The 16,403-nt window shown below is 66.3% G+C and carries 18 protein-coding genes; 16 read left to right on the forward strand and 2 right to left on the reverse strand.

Annotated elements, in window-relative coordinates; genetic code table 11:
- The coding region (locus Q9R26_RS18225) for a GH32 C-terminal domain-containing protein (RefSeq protein ID WP_311228147.1) at positions 1-212 on the forward strand (212 nt) is incomplete at its 5' end.
- 59 nt (positions 213-271) lie between these two features.
- On the opposite strand, the gene Q9R26_RS18230 is transcribed toward Q9R26_RS18225, so the two are convergent.
- Positions 272-1,744 (reverse strand): GH32 C-terminal domain-containing protein, encoded by a 1,473-nt coding sequence (locus tag Q9R26_RS18230; RefSeq protein ID WP_311228148.1) that lies wholly within the window; start codon positions 1,742-1,744, stop codon positions 272-274.
- Positions 1,745-2,794, reverse strand: coding sequence for a LacI family DNA-binding transcriptional regulator (locus Q9R26_RS18235; RefSeq protein WP_311228149.1), 1,050 nt, complete (start codon positions 2,792-2,794; stop codon positions 1,745-1,747).
- Between the two features lie 137 nt (positions 2,795-2,931).
- Between Q9R26_RS18235 and Q9R26_RS18240 the strand changes: the two genes are divergently transcribed.
- The 15 genes from Q9R26_RS18240 (at position 2,932) to Q9R26_RS18310 (ending at position 16,066) form a co-directional block, all read left to right on the forward strand.
- Positions 2,932-4,338: a sugar ABC transporter substrate-binding protein gene (locus Q9R26_RS18240; RefSeq protein WP_311228150.1), complete on the forward strand. Its 1,407-nt coding sequence runs from the start codon at positions 2,932-2,934 to the stop codon at positions 4,336-4,338.
- The gene (locus tag Q9R26_RS18245; RefSeq protein WP_311228151.1) at positions 4,338-5,285 is read left to right on the forward strand and encodes a sugar ABC transporter permease; all 948 of its coding nucleotides are present in this window, start codon (positions 4,338-4,340) and stop codon (positions 5,283-5,285) included. The genes Q9R26_RS18240 and Q9R26_RS18245 overlap by 1 nt, the downstream gene beginning before the upstream one ends.
- Complete coding sequence (locus Q9R26_RS18250; protein WP_311228152.1) at positions 5,282-6,190, forward strand: carbohydrate ABC transporter permease; 909 nt, start codon at positions 5,282-5,284, stop codon at positions 6,188-6,190. The genes Q9R26_RS18245 and Q9R26_RS18250 overlap by 4 nt, the downstream gene beginning before the upstream one ends.
- Positions 6,187-7,611: a glycoside hydrolase family 32 protein gene (locus Q9R26_RS18255; protein ID WP_311228153.1), complete on the forward strand. Its 1,425-nt coding sequence runs from the start codon at positions 6,187-6,189 to the stop codon at positions 7,609-7,611. The genes Q9R26_RS18250 and Q9R26_RS18255 overlap by 4 nt, the downstream gene beginning before the upstream one ends.
- 55 nt (positions 7,612-7,666) lie before the next feature.
- Complete coding sequence (locus tag Q9R26_RS18260) at positions 7,667-8,575, forward strand: carbohydrate kinase (RefSeq protein ID WP_396136845.1); 909 nt, start codon at positions 7,667-7,669, stop codon at positions 8,573-8,575.
- Between the two features lie 56 nt (positions 8,576-8,631).
- On the forward strand, positions 8,632-9,387 hold the full coding sequence (gene tatC / locus Q9R26_RS18265; RefSeq protein WP_311228155.1) for a twin-arginine translocase subunit TatC: 756 nt from the start codon (positions 8,632-8,634) through the stop codon (positions 9,385-9,387).
- A gap of 40 nt (positions 9,388-9,427) precedes the next feature.
- A complete protein-coding gene (locus Q9R26_RS18270) occupies positions 9,428-9,640 on the forward strand; it encodes a twin-arginine translocase TatA/TatE family subunit (protein ID WP_311228156.1) in 213 nt (70 codons plus the stop codon).
- Between the two features lie 32 nt (positions 9,641-9,672).
- Positions 9,673-9,984 (forward strand): hypothetical protein, encoded by a 312-nt coding sequence (locus Q9R26_RS18275; RefSeq protein WP_311228157.1) that lies wholly within the window; start codon positions 9,673-9,675, stop codon positions 9,982-9,984.
- Positions 9,985-9,987: 3 nt separating this feature from the next.
- The gene (locus Q9R26_RS18280) at positions 9,988-11,577 is read left to right on the forward strand and encodes a glycoside hydrolase family 32 protein (RefSeq protein ID WP_311228158.1); all 1,590 of its coding nucleotides are present in this window, start codon (positions 9,988-9,990) and stop codon (positions 11,575-11,577) included.
- A gap of 304 nt (positions 11,578-11,881) precedes the next feature.
- Positions 11,882-12,082, forward strand: a complete 201-nt coding sequence (locus Q9R26_RS18285; RefSeq protein ID WP_311228159.1) for a hypothetical protein — start codon at positions 11,882-11,884, stop codon at positions 12,080-12,082.
- Between the two features lie 477 nt (positions 12,083-12,559).
- Positions 12,560-13,879, forward strand: coding sequence for an MFS transporter (locus Q9R26_RS18290; protein WP_311228160.1), 1,320 nt, complete (start codon positions 12,560-12,562; stop codon positions 13,877-13,879).
- A 196-nt stretch (positions 13,880-14,075) separates the two neighbouring features.
- On the forward strand, positions 14,076-14,726 hold the full coding sequence (locus tag Q9R26_RS18295; protein WP_311228161.1) for a LysE family translocator: 651 nt from the start codon (positions 14,076-14,078) through the stop codon (positions 14,724-14,726).
- Positions 14,727-14,810: 84 nt separating this feature from the next.
- Positions 14,811-15,335, forward strand: a complete 525-nt coding sequence (locus Q9R26_RS18300) for an AAA family ATPase (protein ID WP_311228162.1) — start codon at positions 14,811-14,813, stop codon at positions 15,333-15,335.
- Between the two features lie 8 nt (positions 15,336-15,343).
- The gene (locus tag Q9R26_RS18305) at positions 15,344-15,667 is read left to right on the forward strand and encodes an ASCH domain-containing protein (protein ID WP_311228163.1); all 324 of its coding nucleotides are present in this window, start codon (positions 15,344-15,346) and stop codon (positions 15,665-15,667) included.
- Between the two features lie 9 nt (positions 15,668-15,676).
- Positions 15,677-16,066: a tautomerase family protein gene (locus tag Q9R26_RS18310; protein WP_311228164.1), complete on the forward strand. Its 390-nt coding sequence runs from the start codon at positions 15,677-15,679 to the stop codon at positions 16,064-16,066.
- The last annotated feature ends 337 nt before the right edge of the window (positions 16,067-16,403 follow it).

A 16,403-nucleotide genomic window follows, 5' to 3' on the forward strand; every position in this document is an offset into this window, starting at 1 on the left:
ATGCGCCGCTGCAGCTGACCCGCGGTGGCTTGGATCTGCGGACCCTCGTTGACGCCTCTTCGATCGAGGTGTTCGGTGCGGACGGCCAGGTGGTCCTCACGGACCAGATCTTCCCGGACTCGGCCAGCGCCGGTGTCAGCGCCTTCGCTACGGGTGGGACAGCCCACGTCGACGACCTGCGAGCCTGGAACCTGCAGTCGATCTGGAAGTGACGTGACGAGGAAGTGCGCCGGCCCGTGCCCCGGGCAGGCGCACTTCGTCGATGCTGGCGCTAGCGAGTCCGGAACGTCAGACGATCAAGGGTGAACGCGCCGTCCTGCGCGAAGACACCGAAGCGCCCCGCGGGGCGATCGTAGAGACGCGTGCTCAACGCGACGGCCCCGTCGACGACGGCGACACAGATGTCTCCGTCCAGGTGCACCTCGAGGTGATGCGCGCCGGGGGAGAGCTCCACTGGGCGCTCGAGCTCGACGGCGTGCGGAACGTCGCCGAGGATCTGCCATTGCTCGGTGCCGGTGCTGCCGCGCGGCCACCGGTCCAGCACGAGCCGGTTCCGATCCGGCTCGAGGCGGAGAGCGTAGCCAGCTTCCCCGTCGTCACTCGTGCGCAGGAGCACGCCGAACGACCGGGTGTCCGCTTCGAGTGTCAGGTCCGCGGACAGGAGCACCTCCGACGGGAGTTCCGGCCCGACCCAAGCCGCGTACCGCGTAGCTGCGCCCGATCCCACCGTTGCTGCAGCGCCGTTGACCGGTTCGAGGTGCGCTGTGACATCGACCTCGTTCATGTACGCGGCCTTGACGCCATCGGGCAGGTCGAACCGCAACGTCCCGTCGGCGCGCTGGTGGGCCTGCAGCGTCGCCATGGTGCCGGCCCACTGCCACGCGCCGGCATCACGCCGGTCCTCCTTCGACGCGATCCACCCGACGAAGTACCGGCGGTCGCCGAGCGCGACGGTCTTCGCGGCGTAGAAGGCTCGGCCGTCGACGGTGTCGTCAGCGGGCGCGAGCCAGGGGCCGTCCGGTGACTTCGCGATGCGGTAGCGGGTGCAGAATGCGTCGGAGAACTCCGAGTACACCAGGTACCACCACTCACCCCACTGGAATACGTCAGGGCACTCCTGCGTGATGAAGCGGTGCGGTTCCCAGATCGGCTCGGCATCCCGCCACGTGACGAGGTCATCGGACTCGAGCCGTGCCACGACGCCGGAACGCCGATACGGCTCGTCCGGTCGCCGAGTGGCGAGGAGCATCTGCCAGGGCCGGCCGGCATTGGGACGGAAGACGAAAGGGTCTCGCCAGTCTTCGGGGGAGTAGCCAGCGAGTGCGGGGAAGTCCCACTCGGGATGCTTGGTCCAGTCGGTCAGATCACCGGATGACGTCGCGTGCGCGACAACCTGCGCGTCCTTGAAGCCGCCATCGGGTCCGGTCTTGATACGGGGATTGTGCCCCGTGTAAAACAAGTGCAGCGTTCCCTCCTCATCACGAACAACGCTGCCGGTGTAGCAGTCAAAGTCGCTCGCGTCGGAGCCGCCGGAGGGCAGTACGACGCCCCTGTCGCTGAAGGTGACGAAGTCGGTTGTGGTCACGACCGCCCAGGGCATCCCGGTTGCTCGTTCGAGCGGGGGAGCGTCCGGCCGTTCGTCGAGCAGGTAAAACAACCACGCGGTGCCTTCGTGTTCAAACGGGATGACGTCCCCGACGAAGCCGTTCGGGGGCTGGAAATGGGTGCTGGACGGGAGCGTCATTCAAGTTCCTTCGGGTCGTGGGGCCGCAAGCGAGCTGCGGGCGACGTATTCGCAGGGCACGAGGTGTCGGCCGGGTTGTTCCGCCTCCGCTAGCAGCAGAGTTCCGGCTTCAAAGCCCATCTGCTGGTGCGGCAGCGCGACGGTGGTGAGCGGTGGGTGCATCTGGTCGGCGAGGTCGGGTTGGTCGTCGAAGCCGACGATGCTGATGTCCTCCGGGCATCGCATTCCCAGTGCCTGCGCCGCCATCAGAGCGCCGACCGCCATGCGGTCGTTGCCGCAGATGATCGCCGTCGGACGGATGGCCACGTCGTCGAGGGCCTCGACCGCGAGGTCATAGCCGGATCCCACCTGGAAGGTGCCGAACGTGATGCTGATCTGTGTCGACGGGATGCCCGCGTCGGCGGCGGCGCGCTCGAGTCCGCGCTTTCGTTCTTGGCACGCGTAGTCGTCCTCTGGGCCGCCGAGGAAGGCGACGGTGGTGTGGCCGGCTGCGAAGACGGCGGCAGCGACGTCGTACCCGCCCTGGTACTCGTCGGCGAGCACGGTGACTGCGGGTGCGTCCTCGGGTGGGAAGCAGTTGACGAAGACCGTTGGGACCGCGTCGAGTCCCGCGACCGGGGTGACGTACTCGGGCCCGGGCGCTGCGTAGACCAGGCCGGCGACTCCTTGCTGAACGAGGTTCTCGACGGCCGCTTTGCCTCCGTCGGACGTCTGCGCGGTCTCGACCACGAAGCACACATACCCGGCCTCCTGCACGGCCTGCTGCACGCCGAGCACGATGTGACCCGCGTAGGGCTGGGAGACGAGCCGGTCGGCGATCACACCAACTGTGTAGGACCGATTCGATCGAAGCGACTGCGCCGCCCGGTTGGGCTGAAAGTTCAGCTCCTTCGCGGCCTCGAGGACACGAGTGCGCGTCTCAGCAGCGATCGAAACGTCCCGGCGATCGTTCAGGACGAACGACACCGTCGGCTGGGACACGCCAGCGTGGCGCGCGACGTCCTTCATGGTGACGCGCTGTGACTGCGTTGTGCGCTTGCGGTTCGCCATTGAGCCTCCTCCGTTGCCATCATCATGCCAGAAGCAAATACGTATTGCGTCCGCTCCACAAGCTGTGTACGCTCGCCCTGCAAATACGTATTGGCCCTGACCTAGCGGGGTCACGATCGCTCAGAGAGGAGCGACCCATGGCGAACGGATTCAGCACCCCGATCGACCGGCGCACGCTGTTCAAGTTTGGCGGCGCAGGACTCGCGCTGGCCGGCATCGGATCGCTGGCTGCATGCTCGACCACCGGCGGCGGGGGCAGCAGCTCCGGCACAGTGAAGATGCTCTACTTCGGTGAGCAGAGCGCAGCGACCGCCCTGCAGAAGGCCATCGAGCCGAAGATCAAGGCCCTCGACAAGAAGGCGAGTCTGCAGGTCACGGCGATCAACGGCACGGACTGGAACGACTTCCTCGCGAAGGTGCTCACGCAGATCGCCTCCGGCGACGTGCCGGACATCGTCAGTGTCGCAACCGAGGGGCAGCAGCTGCTGGCGTCGAAGAACCTGCTGACGCCTCTCGACGACTACGTCACGAAGAACCTGTCGGACCTGCACAAGTACTTCACCGGCGCCCACCCGGCGCTGCTGGAGTCGACGATGTACCAGGGGCACCTCTACACGCTTCCCGACAGCTTCAACGCGGGCAGCATGTTTTACTCGACCGACCTGTTCGACAAGGCCGGCCTGTCCCACCCGACGAGCAAGTGGTCGATGGACGACTTCCACTCGTCGGCCGAGAGCCTGGCGAAGGTCGGGGGCGGCACGTACGCGTTCGACTGGGTGGTACGGCTCTGGGGCAGCTGGACGTCGTTCCTCTACGCCAACGACGGGAACCTCCTCGAGGAGGGCAAGTACTCCGGCGGTGACTGGCTGTGGAAGAGCAAGGCGTTCTCCGACAACCCGATCGGCGTCTCCGGACGCAAGGGCGGCTGGAAGTGGGGAGACCCGACGGCGAACTCGGACGCGGCCGTCGAGGCGCTCCAGTACGTCATCGACCTGCAGAAGTCGGGCGCCTCACCCTCGCCCGATGTCGGCGGTGGCGCAACACTGCAGGGCCTGATGGCATCCGGCCGAATCGGTATGACCATCGGCGGTGGCTTCTGGGCCGGCGGTCTCCACAACGCCGGGATGAAGAACGGGAGCTTCGACGTGGTCGAGTTCCCGACCTGGAAGAGCAATAAGTCGCTTTTCGGGGCCGGCGGCTACGGCATCTTCAACTCCTCGAAGAACAAGGACCTCGCGTTCGAGGTCATCAAGGTCATGGTGCAGCCGGAGAGCTTCGACGCCCTCTGGCCCGGCAACGTCACCACTCCGGCCCAGAAGTCGTTGATGACGGCCGACCGGTACAAGACCACCGGGCCGGAGCACTGGTCGGTGTTCTACGACCAGCTCGACAACTCGGTGCCGATCTCCGCACCGCCGTACTACAACGCCCTCGCCACGGCCCTCAACCAGCGCACCACCCAGGCGATTTCCTCTGGGAACGCCAAGAAGGCGCTTGACGGCCTCCAGGCAGACATCGAGAAGGCAGCGTCGCAGGCTTCGTGATGACAGCAGCAACAGAAACACCAATCCGGCGGGCTGCCAAGGTCGCAGCCCGCCGGCCGGCGGCCAAGCGCGCGCGTCGGCGTGAGTCCACGTTCGGGTTCCTGATGATCGGGCTAGCGGTGCTCTTTGTCGCCGTGTTCACCCTCATCCCCATCCTCGCCTCCCTCGGGCTCTCGTTCACGTCCTGGGACGTCATCAGCAGCCCGAAGTGGGTTGGGTTCGACAACTACACGAGGCTCTTCACCGACGGGCCAGTCCTGGCGTCGTTCGGTGTGACCGTCGCCCTCGCGATCGCGATCGTCGTGCTGCAGATCTCGCTCGGCCTGCTCCTGGCGGTGCTGGCGAACAACCGGAAGCGCAACGCCACGCGTGTGTTCTTCCGGACGTCGTTCTACCTGCCCCTGCTGGCCTCGACGGCGGCCGTGTCGATTTTCATGGGCTACATCTTCGACACCAAGTTTGGCCTCATCAACTACTACCTGAACGAGATCGGACTCCCCGGGGCGCACTGGTTGAACGATCCCTTCTGGGCAAAGGTCACGGTCGTGATGGTGGTGGTCTGGCAGCAGGTCGGCTTCACCTTCGTGCTCTTCGTCGCCGCACTGCTCGCGGTGCCCGTCGACGTGCAGGAAGCTGCAGCGATCGACGGTGCCGGCCCCTGGCGGACCCTGTTCCGGATCAAGATCCCGCTGATCAGCCCCACGATCCTGTTCGCGACCGTGATCGCGATGATCAACGCGATGCAGCTGTTCGACCAGCCGTTCATCATGACCAAGGGCGGCCCCGGCACCGCGACGACGACCGCCACGATCTCCATGTACCAGGCCGGGTTCCAGAACCTGCAGTTCGGGTTCGCCTCCGCCATCGCGATCCTGCTGCTGGTCATCATCGGCATCATCACCGGGATCCAGTTCATCGCCGCACGAAAGCTGGTGTTCTACCAATGACGACCACTGACACCCTCAACCCGCTGCACGCCCCGGAGACGGTCGCGCAGCCAGCCGTCAGTCACATCGTTCGGCGCCGGAAGCCGGTGGCGAAGGTCGGCAGCATCATCGGCATGATCATCCTGATCATCGCCGCCGTGTTCGCGCTCGGGCCGCTGCTCTGGACGCTGACCACCTCGCTGCGCACCCCGGCGGAGTCGTTCAACAACCCTCCGCAGTGGCTTCCCCTGTCCTGGGACTTCAGCAACTACGCGGCGGTGTTCAACCAGATCCCGATCGGGCAGTTCTTCGTCAACAGCGTCCTGGTGACACTGCTCATCGTCGTCGGTCAGACCATCACCTGCACCTTGTCCGGGTACGCCTTCGCGATGATCAGCTTCCCCGGGAAGAACACCATCTTCGGGATCTTCCTCGCCACGATGATGGTGCCGATCCAGACGATCATCATCCCCGTGTTCGTGATCCTGAAGGACATGGGGCTGACCGGCTCGATCGCGTCGCTCATCGTCCCGGCCCTCGGCAGTGCGTTTGGCACGTTCCTGATGCGGCAGTACTTCATGCAGATGCCCAAGGAGCTCGGGGAGGCGGCCCGCATCGACGGCGCCAGCCAGTTCGGGGTGTTCTGGCACGTGTACTCGCGGATGGCCAGCCCGGCGATCGCGACGCTCGCGATCCTGAACTTCTCCGGCTTCTGGGCCGAGTACTACCGGCCGCTGATCTTCCTCAACCAGCAGGACACGTTCACGCTCCCGCTCGGGCTCGTCGGACTCCAGGGCAATCTCGGCACCGGATCGATCTCCGTCGTCCTCGCCGGCGTCGTGCTCACCATGATCCCGAGCGTCCTGCTGTTCATCTTCGCCCAGCGGTACTTCATTGAAGGCGTCACGGCGGGATCGTCCCGATGACCGACCTCCACGCCCTGCCGACAGCACTCCAGGAAGCCGCACTCGCCGTGACCGCAGCCGACCACCACCTCCCGCAGTTCCACGTCCGACTCCCTCGCGGGTACGTCAACGACCCGAACGGCCCGATCGACATCGGCGGGCAGGCGCACCTGTACTTCCAGTCGCGGCCCAAGGTCGACCTCGAGATCCCGGTCGAGTGGGGACACGCCACCAGCGACGACCTGGTGCACTGGACCCTCCACCGCCCCGCCATCGTCCCCGTCCCCGGTGGCGCCGACTCCGGTGGCGCTTGGTCCGGCAACACGGTCCTGCACGACGGGGTCGTCCGCGCCTACTACTCCGGGAAAGTGGATCACAGCCCGTTCCAGTCGGTGCTCCTCGCCGAGTCCACGGACGGCGGGACCACCTACGGCGCCCCCGTGCAGGTCGTCGCCGACCCGTCCACGGACGAGGCGATCACCATGTTCCGCGACCCGTTCGTCTGGCAGACCGACGACGGCTGGTCGATGGCGGTCGGCGCGGCGGCCAGGAACCAGACCGCGTCCGTCCGCCACTACCGATCGACGGACGGCATCAGCTGGACGTACGTCGGCGATCTGGTGTCGATGGCGCGCGACACGGTCAACGGCATCGACACAGGTGAGGGGTGGGAGTGTCCGCAGATCTTTACCGTCGACGGCACCGACGTCGCGATCGTGGCGTCCTGGTCCCACGCCGACGGGCCGGGCGACGTCGTCGCCATCCCGCTGACCGGGTCTCCTTCGCCGTTCAAGGTCGACGACGGGCAGCACTTCTACGCGGCTTCCGTGATGCGGACCAGCTCGTGGGGGCCGGTGCTGTTCGGGTGGGTCACGGAAGGCCGAACCGAGCAGTGGACCGAGCAGGCAGGATGGTCCGGAGCGATCTCCCTGCCGCGCCGGGCGTGGATCGCGAACGGTCGGCTCGGCACAGAGCCCCATCCTGCAATCGACGCCCTCCGCGTCGGCAGCTCGAAGGCTGCGCACGGTGCTCGCATCGGCGCGCAAGCCGAGATCGTGCTGCCCGTCGCCGTCACCGGCTGCGTCCGGCTGCGCTTCTCCGATGCCGAGTACCTCGACATCACCGTCGACGTCGATGCAGACACCCTCACGGTCGACCGGGCACACGCCAGCACAGATCACCGCGCTGACCCGAGCCCCGCGGTGATTCGTGCTCCCTTCGACCAGACCGCGGACCGACCCGCAGTCCGAGTGCTGCTGGACGGATCGGTCATCGAACTGTTCACCAGCGCCGGACGTTCCATCACCACCCGCGTCTACCCGACGCAGGCGCCGCCGTGGAGCTTGGAAGCCCCAAACCAGGCGTTGGTGTGGGATCTCGAACCCAGCGTCACAACTGTTTCGGCTGCCGCCGACGTCGCCGCTGGATCCGCCTCGATCTAGCGGGGCGGCGCCGACAGGTTCGCCGGCACCACCTCGTTCCCGATCATCGAAGGAGATGACTGTGCATCGGATCACCGTTGCGGGAGAAGCGCTCGTCGACATCGTTCACGACGACGCGGTACGGGAGATCCCCGGCGGCAGCCCCGCGAACGTTGCCCTCGGGCTCGGGCGGCTCGGCGTGCCGGTCGAGTTCGCCACGTGGCTCGGGGACGACGCTCACGGCAACCAAGTCGCAGACCACCTCGAGGCGTCAGGGGTTGAGTTGGCCCCCGGCGTCTTCGGTGCCACGAGGACCTCTGCGGCGACGGTCCGGCTCGCTCCGGACGGGCAGCCCAGTTATGAGTTCGGCATCGAATGGGATCTGCCACACCTGCCGCACACGCCTCGATGGCTCCACATCGGATCGATCGGCGCATTTCTGCAGCCCGGAGCGGGCAAAGTGCGACAGCTCGTCCAACGCACTGCAGCCGCCGGCGGGATCGTCTCGTTTGATCCGAACATCCGGCCCGCTCTCCTCGGAGATGCGGTAGCTGAGCGGGTCTGGTTCGAGCAGCTTGCTGCAGACGCCACGGTGCTGAAACTCTCCGACGAGGACGCCGCCTGGCTCTACCCGGGCGACAGCGCCGATGCCGTCCTCGACCGGCTCCTCAAGCTTGGCGTGACGCTGGTCGCCATCACCACCGGTGCGGCCGGCGCAACGCTCGCGACCACTCGAGAGCGGGTGGCCGTGCCCGGCGAACGCGTTGACGTCGTCGATACGGTCGGCGCCGGAGACACGTACATGGCGGCCCTCATCTGGCAACTCCAGGACACCACCGTCACTTTCGATGCCCTGGACTCCAGCGCTCTGACACGACTCGGCCAGGTCAGCGCCAGCGCCGCGGCGATCACCGTAAGCCGTCGCGGGGCGGACCTCCCGACCGCCGATGACGTGCTCGTAGCGCGGGGAGAGCCCACCAGATGAGCGCCCCGTCCGTTCCCCGCGGGACAACGCGGCAGAAGCGCCCCGACGCCGGAACGATGTCACTCGGGCAGCACCTCAACGAACTCCGGAAACGGCTCTTCCGCGCGGTGCTCGCCATTGCAGTCTGCGCGGTCATCGGGTGGTTCCTCACACCGTTCGTGCTCGACCAACTCCGTGCACCCGTCACCGAGCTCGCAAACGCCGGTGGCGGTCACACCGCGGAACTGAACTTCCCCGCCATCAGCGGCGCCTTCGACCTGCGCCTCCAAATCACGATCACCATCGCGGTCGTCATCGCCAGCCCTGTCTGGTTGTACCAAGTGTGGGCGTTCATCGTTCCTGCCCTGGTTGGCAAGGAACGGCTCTACGCCATCGGGTTCCTCGGATCCGCGATTCCCCTCTTCCTCGGCGGATGCTGGTTCGGCTGGTACGTCCTGCCCCACATCGTGCAAATCCTCGGCAGCTTCGTCGCGCACCAAGACACCTCGATCGTCGATGCGAAGGCGTACTACGACTTCGCCGTGAAGCTCGTCCTCGCCGTCGGCATCGCATTCGTCCTACCGGTGTTCCTCGTCCTGCTCAACTTCGTCGGGGTCCTCACCGCGAAAACGATCCTCGGCGCATGGCGCATCGCCGTGCTCTGCATCCTCATCTTCACCGCACTCGTCACACCGTCCGCAGACATCGCATCGATGTTCCTCCTCGCCATCCCGATGGGCGTGCTCTACCTCGCCGCATGTGCCGTCGCCTGGCTACACGACCGCCGCCTCGCCCGGCGCCTCTCGACGGCTTCCTCAACCACCACCCCGTGACGTAGCGTCCGCTGCGCCGCCTGCACACGAAGGACTCATCATGCTCGGCAACCTCACCGGAATCCACCTGCTCATCATCCTCGGCATCGTCATACTCCTCTTCGGCGCCACCAAGCTGCCCGCCCTGGCAAAGGGGCTAGGACAGTCGCTCAACATCTTCCGCAGCGAGATCCACGCCAGCGACAACAAGAAAAGCTCCGACCCGGCCACCGCCCCGGTCGCACACGACGGCACCGTGCCGTCGCACGAGTGAGCTGGTCACCAGCGAGCTGACGAGGAAGCACCGTGGACGTCGAGAAACTGCTCGTCATCGCCGTCATCGCTGGGTTGTGTCTCGGACCGGCTCGGCTCGCCGCCCACACCAGACAGCTCACCGCCTTCTTGCGTCAGCTGCGGGGATGGGCTGACACGACCAAAGCGCAGATCGAAGAGCAGACCGGGGTCGACATCGACTGGTCCGAACTCGATCCACGCCGCTACGACCCGCGCCGCATCATCCGCGACGCTCTCACGCAACCTCAGACACCACACGAACCCGCCGTCGAATCAACGGCTCTCACCACACCGCAGGACCGACCAACCCTCGAATCGGAGTGAACGATGACATCTGAATTCCACCGCCGAGCCCTCTTCCAGGGCGCCGGCATCGGCGCCTTGGCGCTGTTCGCCACCGCGGCGCCCGCTGAAGCAGCCCAGGCTGCTGCCGCGGGATCCGCTTCCACGTCAGCCACCGCAGCGACATCATTCCGCGCGAAGTACCACATGACCCCGCCCGCTGGATGGCTATCCGACCCACAGCGACCGGTCTTCACCCGGGGCGCCTACCAGCTCTACTACCTGCACTCCGACGTCGACAACGGGGACGGCGGGTGGGACCACGTCTCCACCACCGACGGCATCAACTTCACCTTCCAGGGCACCGTCATCCCCCTGCAAACCAACCTGCCCACCTGGACCGGCTGCACCCTGATCGACACAAACAACACCGCCGGCTACGGCGCCGGCGCCGTCATCGCGCTAGCCACCCGCCCCACCGGAGGCGTTCGGAAGTACCAGGAGCAGTACCTCTTCTACTCCACCGACGGCGGCTTCACCTTCACCGCCCGACCGAACCCCGTCATCGTCAACACCGACGGACGCGCCGCCACCACCGACGCGCAGATTTCCAACGCCGAGTGGTTCCGCGACCCCAAGGTGGCATGGGACGACGCCCGCAACGAATGGGTCTGCGTCATCGGCCGGCAACGCTACGCCGCGTTCTACACATCAAAGAACCTCATCGACTGGACGCTCCAGCACAACTTCGACTACCCCGACCACAACCTCGGCGGCATCGAATGCCCCGACCTCTTCCAGATCACAGCAGACGACGGCACCAAACACTGGGTCCTCGCCGGCAGCATGGACGCCTACAACGAGGGACTGCCCTGCACGCACGCGTACTGGACCGGCTCCTGGAACGGCACCACGTACACGGCGGACAACCTCACCCCGCAATGGCTCGACTGGGGGTGGGACTGGTACGCAGCAGTCACATGGCCGGCCAACGAAGCGCCGACAACAAAGCGGTACGGCCTCGGCTGGATGAACAACTGGAAGTACGCGAACCGGCAAGTCCCCACCGACGCCTCCGACGGGTACAACGGCCAAAACTCCATCGTCCGCGAGATCACGCTGCAGAAGCAGACCGATGGCCACTACACCCTCCTCAGCGCACCGATTGCGGCGCTCAAGGGCACCGCGAAGCGGACCGTGCCGATCGCAAACCTGTCCGTCAACGGTTCAGTGGTCTTGCCTTACAACGGACGCGCATACGAAATCGAGCTCGACGTCACGTGGACCAACGCCACCAACGTCGGAATCTCGGTTGGACGCTCGGCGGATGGGGCGCGACACACCAACATCGGCAAGTACGGGAGCGACCTGTACGTCGACCGCGCGCCGTCCGACCGTGCAGGATTTGCGTTGGCGCCCTATACGCGGGCTGCAGCGCCCATCGATCCCGCCGCCCGCGCAGTGCACCTCCGCATCCTCGTCGACACACAAAGCGTCGAAGTGTTCGTCAACGCCGGCTACACCGTGCTGTCCAACCAGGTGAACTTCGACGCCGGCGACACAGGCATCTCGCTGTACTCCGACGGCGGCACCGCGACCTTCTCGAACATCACCATCCGCGAATACGGAAGCTAGCGCGCGTAGGGCGGAAGGCAGTAGCCGCCTTCCGCCCTGGGCTGATTTTTGGCTGCCCGCCAGCCGGTCGCTCCCCGGACGCATTCGCGACCTCGGGGGAGGGGATCGCGGATCCAGCAAACATCTAGACTTCCGAGTTGTGACCGATCAAGCTTGGTTGCGTGGTTCTGTTCACGCTGATCTGCATCGCCTCGCTACGACCGCTTCCGCCGCCATAGTTCGACAACGGGACTTCCCTGCCAACACCGTGCGCGCCAAGATGTCCAGTGAACGGCATCCTGCCGAACGAACTAATGGGGGTCTAATGAGCGATCAACGTCCCGAGTACCCGGTGCGGCAGCACTCGGCGGACTACCTGCCTGGAACGAGCGGCAACCCGGTTGCCCCGTTCCAGCGTGACTACCAGCCAGGGCAAGGGCCGGTCCGCCGCGACTGGGTGTACCTGGTGCCGATCGGGGCAGTCATCATCGCGGGCGTCATTGGCTTCCTGGTGTGGGGATCATGACGATGAGGCCGCGCCGCCCAGTGTCCCCGGCTGTCCCTAGTCATCGCTCGTGCAGCCATCAGATCCCGGGACGATGATTCTCGACGCCTTCGGCCGGACCATGCTCCTGGTGTGGAGTAGCTGGCCGGAGTGGAGCCGCTAGCAGCCGATCCTGTGGGTCATTCCCGGCGCCGTCGTGCTCAGCGTGATCGGCAAATTCCTACCCAGGCGTCGCGTCCGGCGTCGACGACGCTGATGCAGGTTCGGCCGGCTTTCGCTCCGCACGGAGGTAGGCGTACACAGTCTCTCGGCTGACACCGAACTCTCTCGCCAGCAGATGCGCTCGTACTGTGTCCTCGTCCACCCGCCGCCCCGTTGAATGTCCGGCCTTATAGGTTGCGCCCGAACTGAGCGCTTTCCGCGGCGAGATAGTCCCGACATGGCACTTGCGCCAGTTTTCGCTGACGCGAGAAGACCTCGATCCCGTAGCGTGCAGGGATGCGTCCCGGAGTCGTGACCGTGCTCTGCCTCGTTCAGTTCGTCGATGTCCTCGGCGTCACGAGCGTGGTGACGGCGATCCCCGCGATCTTGCACGGCATCGGAGCGGACGATGCAGCGGCCGGCCCGCTTGCGACGACCTACGCCATGTTCTTCGGCGCGATGCTGATCCTCGGCGCGCGGCTCGGCGACCGCTACGGACACCGGAAGATCCTGCTCATCGGCATCGCGGTCTTCGGCGCTGTCTCAATCATCGGCGGCACCGCGACCGCGCTCCCGCAAGTGCTCATCGCCCGCGCAGTGCAGGGCGCTGCCGCAGCAATCTCCGCCCCCTCCGCGCTGGGCCTGATCCTGCACACAACCGGGAGCGGCCCGGCGAGATCCCGTGCACTTGCCGCGTGGAGCGCCGTCGGAGCAGCGGCCGGTGCAACCGGGTTCCTCATCGGCGGTCTCCTCACCACCGCGCTCGGGTGGCCAGCAGTCTTCTGGGTCAACGCACCCGTCGCAGCCATCCTGTTCGCCGGGGTGCTCCTCGTGGTTCGCGACGAACCCGCCCCGGGTGCTGCCTCGCGACTCGACGTCCTCGGCGCGGCCCTCCTCGTCGGCACAGTGATGCCGCTCATCGCCGGCACGGCGCTCCTCGAGAACCGCGCCTCCCGGGTGAACGCGGCTGGTCTGCTCCTCCTCGCCGTCCTCGTTGCTGGCTTGCTCACCTGGCGGCTTCGCCGCGCGCGGTGGCCGCTGGTACCGCGTGCGGCGTTCCGGAGCGTGAACCTGCGCCGGGGCTCGGTGCAATCGTTCGTGAACACCGCGACGACCAGCTCGTCATCCGTGCTCGCGACGTTCGTGCTGCAGGATCAGCTCGGCATCCCGGCTCTGCTGTCGGGGCTCGCGCTCATGGCCTTCAGCCTCGCTGTCGTCGCCGGGTCAGCCGTCACCGGGCGCATCGCTCCTCGACTCGGTCCAGACAAGCTGGCCGCCGTCGGCACAGCGACGATCGGCGCCGGAAACGTGATCCTGGCGACTCTTGGGAGTTCCTGGCCGTGGATCGCGGCCGGAGTCGCGGTCATCGGCGTCGGGCTCGCAGCCGCATCGGTGGCGGCCACCGGGCTGGGCACGACGGTGCCCGACGAGCTCGCTGGTAGCGCCGCGGGCATCGTTAACACCGGCGCGCAGCTCGGCACTGCCATCGGAACCGCCGTGGTCATCCTCATCGCAACCGCCGCCAGCACGGCCGTCGGGTGGACGGTCGCCGCCGTCGTCGCACTGACCTGCGCGGCGTGGTGCGCAGCACGAAGGACGCCGGCCATCCCGCGCTGACGCAGCAGGCCCGGTAGCGTCGGAGTTCACGAGGGGGTGCGTGTGCGAGCACGGGGGTTGATCGTCTACTTCATCGCGGCGTGCCTGCTCCGCGGGGCCGACGCTGCCGCGATCATCGGCAGCAAGACCATTGCCAGCGTGACAGCGCTCCGCCGATCGGCTGTGCCGGCGCTTTCCGGACCCTTAGGCTCGTAGGGTGCTGCCCTCGATCGCTGTCCTCGTCTCGTTCGCGCTCGTCGTCGGGGTCCTCACCGTGACACCCGGTCTTGATACGGCTCTCGTCCTCCGGAGCGCCGCTGTGGGTGGGCGGCGTCGAGCGTTCGGGGTCATCGCGGGGATCCAGTCCGGGACGCTCGTCTGGGGGTTCCTGGCAGCTGTCGGCGTGAGCGCACTACTCCTCGCCTCGGCCCAGCTGTACGAGGTGATCCGCATCATCGGCGCCGCATACTTGATCTGGATCGGGGGGCAGATGCTCTGGTCGGCGGTCCGTGGCACCGGTCACGTGCAGGGCTCTGGCGATGAGGGCGGCGGCGTGGACGACTCCTTCTCTCGCGGGTGGCGTCAGGGCCTGCTCACGAACGTTCTCAACCCGAAGATGGGCGCGTTCTACGTCGCCCTCCTGCCGCAGTTCATCCCGGAGACCGCGCCGCATGCGGTGTGGGGATTCGCGTTGGCTGGCGTGCATGTGCTGATCGGCACGGCGTGGCTGACCCTCCTGACACTCGTCGCGCAGCGCTTCAAGCGGTGGTTGCAGCGCCGCCGCGTCGCCCGAACGATCGACGGCGTCGCCGGCACGACGATCATCGGGTTCGGCGTCGGCATCGCTTGGGAAGGTGCAGCGCGGTGACCGTCCCGGTGCAGCCGCATCTGGTCGGTGCCGGAGGCGCGACCTTGGCACGCTGCGCTCCACGGCGTGCACGGGAGTAAGGGCATGCTCATCGTCATGGCCGGTCTTCCCGGCGCCGGAAAGAGCGCCCTGTCTGTCGAGCTCGCAGGGGTGCTCAGATGTGCGCTGCTGTCCGTTGACCCCGTCGAGGCGGCGATGTGGCGTGCGGGGGTCTCTCGTGAGGAGCCCACCGGAATGGCTGCGTACGTAGTGGTCGAGGACCTCGCCCGAGAGCAGCTGATGGTCGGGAACGACGTCATCGTCGACGCGGTCAACGACGTCGAGCCAGCACGGCAGCAGTGGCGATCTCTCGCCGATCGTCTGGACGTGCCCTTCGCCTTCGTAGAGGTTTTCTGCAGCGACGAGCGTGAACATGAGCGGAGGCTGACTGCCCGCCGACGCGACATCCCCGGCTTCCCGGAGCCCAGCTGGGCATCGGTCAGTGCCCGCCGTGTCTCCTTCGAGGAGTGGGAGGAAGCCCGCTTGCGCGTGGACTCGATGCAAACTCGTTCCGTAAACCTCGCGATGACGCTCGAATACCTGACCGACCGTGGTGTGCGTATGCCGTGACTGGCGCGATGTCTCGGCATACGCAGACCACCGTCCAGCGGAACGAGTCCGTGCATGTCGGCGCTGCGACGTTCGTCTTCGACGACCACCCGATGGCCGAAGCGCTGGCCGGCACCGTCACCGCTGTGAACCGGTACGGGCTCGACACCCTCGCGGCCGAGCAGGCGCTCCAGCCGACCGGGACCGACATGCAGCGCTTCGGTCAGCAGCTCCACGAGAACTACTACGCTGACATGCCGGACGATGTCGTCGTCGAGATGGCCAGACTCACGACCAGACCGTCGCGGTGGGTGATCCGTCGTAGAGGCTGGGCGCGCAGCGGTGCTCGCTAGGATCTCGTCATGGCACAAGTCGTCGTCTACGGCCTCAAACCCACCTTTGATGCACATCGTGCGGCGCTTTCGGACGCGATTCACGGCGCCATCATGAAGACGCTGGACTACCCGATCGAGAAGCGGTTCCAACGGTTCATCGCGCTCGACCCTGCCGACTTCATCTACCCCGAGGATCGCGGACCGCACTACACGATCATCGAAATCTCGATGTTCGAAGGTCGGACCGTCTCCGCGAAGCGAGCCCTCATCAGCGAGCTTTTTGCCCGGATCGAGTCAGCGACGGGAATCCCACCCCACAGCGTTGAGATCACCATCACCGAGACGCCTCAACTGAACTGGGGTATCCGCGGGCAGAACGCACAAGACCTCAGCCTCGGGTACCAGGTCAACGTTTAAGTCGACCGCACCCTCGGTAATCCATCGGTTACCGAACAGGATTTCTCCGCAAGTGAGCGGCTTCTGAAACCCGACAGGGGGCTATCACTCATCGGCGTGTGAGCAAGACCCCACGATGATGGGGCGGCTGCGCCGCTGTTCCGCGGGCCTAATCATCATGTGCTCAACACCCGCCGCACGATTGTCGTTGTAGTTCTGACCCTCGGTGGTTCGCCGGCTACTACCGGCCCAGAACGAGGAGACGTCGTCTGAGACTGCCCGCACCCAGTCGCTGGCTTGATGGCTCCAGTGGGTGCCCGAAAGTTGCGCCTTTCGGGACAGACGTGCAGCCGGCATT

Origin of the sequence: Curtobacterium sp. BRB10, assembly GCF_031844325.1 — a bacterium.
GTDB lineage: Bacteria > Actinomycetota > Actinomycetes > Actinomycetales > Microbacteriaceae > Curtobacterium > Curtobacterium poinsettiae_A.

Excerpts from the sequence above, each read along its gene's own strand:
- Q9R26_RS18230 (WP_311228148.1), bottom strand. The coding sequence starts at position 1,744 with ATGACGCTCCCGTCCAGCACCCATTTCCAGCCCCCGAACGGCTTCGTC.
- Q9R26_RS18235 (WP_311228149.1), bottom strand. The coding sequence starts at position 2,794 with ATGGCGAACCGCAAGCGCACAACGCAGTCACAGCGCGTCACCATGAAG.
- Q9R26_RS18240 (WP_311228150.1), top strand. The coding sequence starts at position 2,932 with ATGGCGAACGGATTCAGCACCCCGATCGACCGGCGCACGCTGTTCAAG.
- Q9R26_RS18245 (WP_311228151.1), top strand. The coding sequence starts at position 4,338 with ATGACAGCAGCAACAGAAACACCAATCCGGCGGGCTGCCAAGGTCGCA.
- Q9R26_RS18250 (WP_311228152.1), top strand. The coding sequence starts at position 5,282 with ATGACGACCACTGACACCCTCAACCCGCTGCACGCCCCGGAGACGGTC.
- Q9R26_RS18255 (WP_311228153.1), top strand. The coding sequence starts at position 6,187 with ATGACCGACCTCCACGCCCTGCCGACAGCACTCCAGGAAGCCGCACTC.
- Q9R26_RS18260 (WP_396136845.1), top strand. The coding sequence starts at position 7,667 with ATGACTGTGCATCGGATCACCGTTGCGGGAGAAGCGCTCGTCGACATC.
- tatC (WP_311228155.1), top strand. The coding sequence starts at position 8,632 with ATGTCACTCGGGCAGCACCTCAACGAACTCCGGAAACGGCTCTTCCGC.
- Q9R26_RS18270 (WP_311228156.1), top strand. The coding sequence starts at position 9,428 with ATGCTCGGCAACCTCACCGGAATCCACCTGCTCATCATCCTCGGCATC.
- Q9R26_RS18280 (WP_311228158.1), top strand. The coding sequence starts at position 9,988 with ATGACATCTGAATTCCACCGCCGAGCCCTCTTCCAGGGCGCCGGCATC.
- Q9R26_RS18285 (WP_311228159.1), top strand. The coding sequence starts at position 11,882 with ATGAGCGATCAACGTCCCGAGTACCCGGTGCGGCAGCACTCGGCGGAC.
- Q9R26_RS18290 (WP_311228160.1), top strand. The coding sequence starts at position 12,560 with ATGCGTCCCGGAGTCGTGACCGTGCTCTGCCTCGTTCAGTTCGTCGAT.
- Q9R26_RS18300 (WP_311228162.1), top strand. The coding sequence starts at position 14,811 with ATGCTCATCGTCATGGCCGGTCTTCCCGGCGCCGGAAAGAGCGCCCTG.
- Q9R26_RS18305 (WP_311228163.1), top strand. The coding sequence starts at position 15,344 with ATGTCTCGGCATACGCAGACCACCGTCCAGCGGAACGAGTCCGTGCAT.
- Q9R26_RS18310 (WP_311228164.1), top strand. The coding sequence starts at position 15,677 with ATGGCACAAGTCGTCGTCTACGGCCTCAAACCCACCTTTGATGCACAT.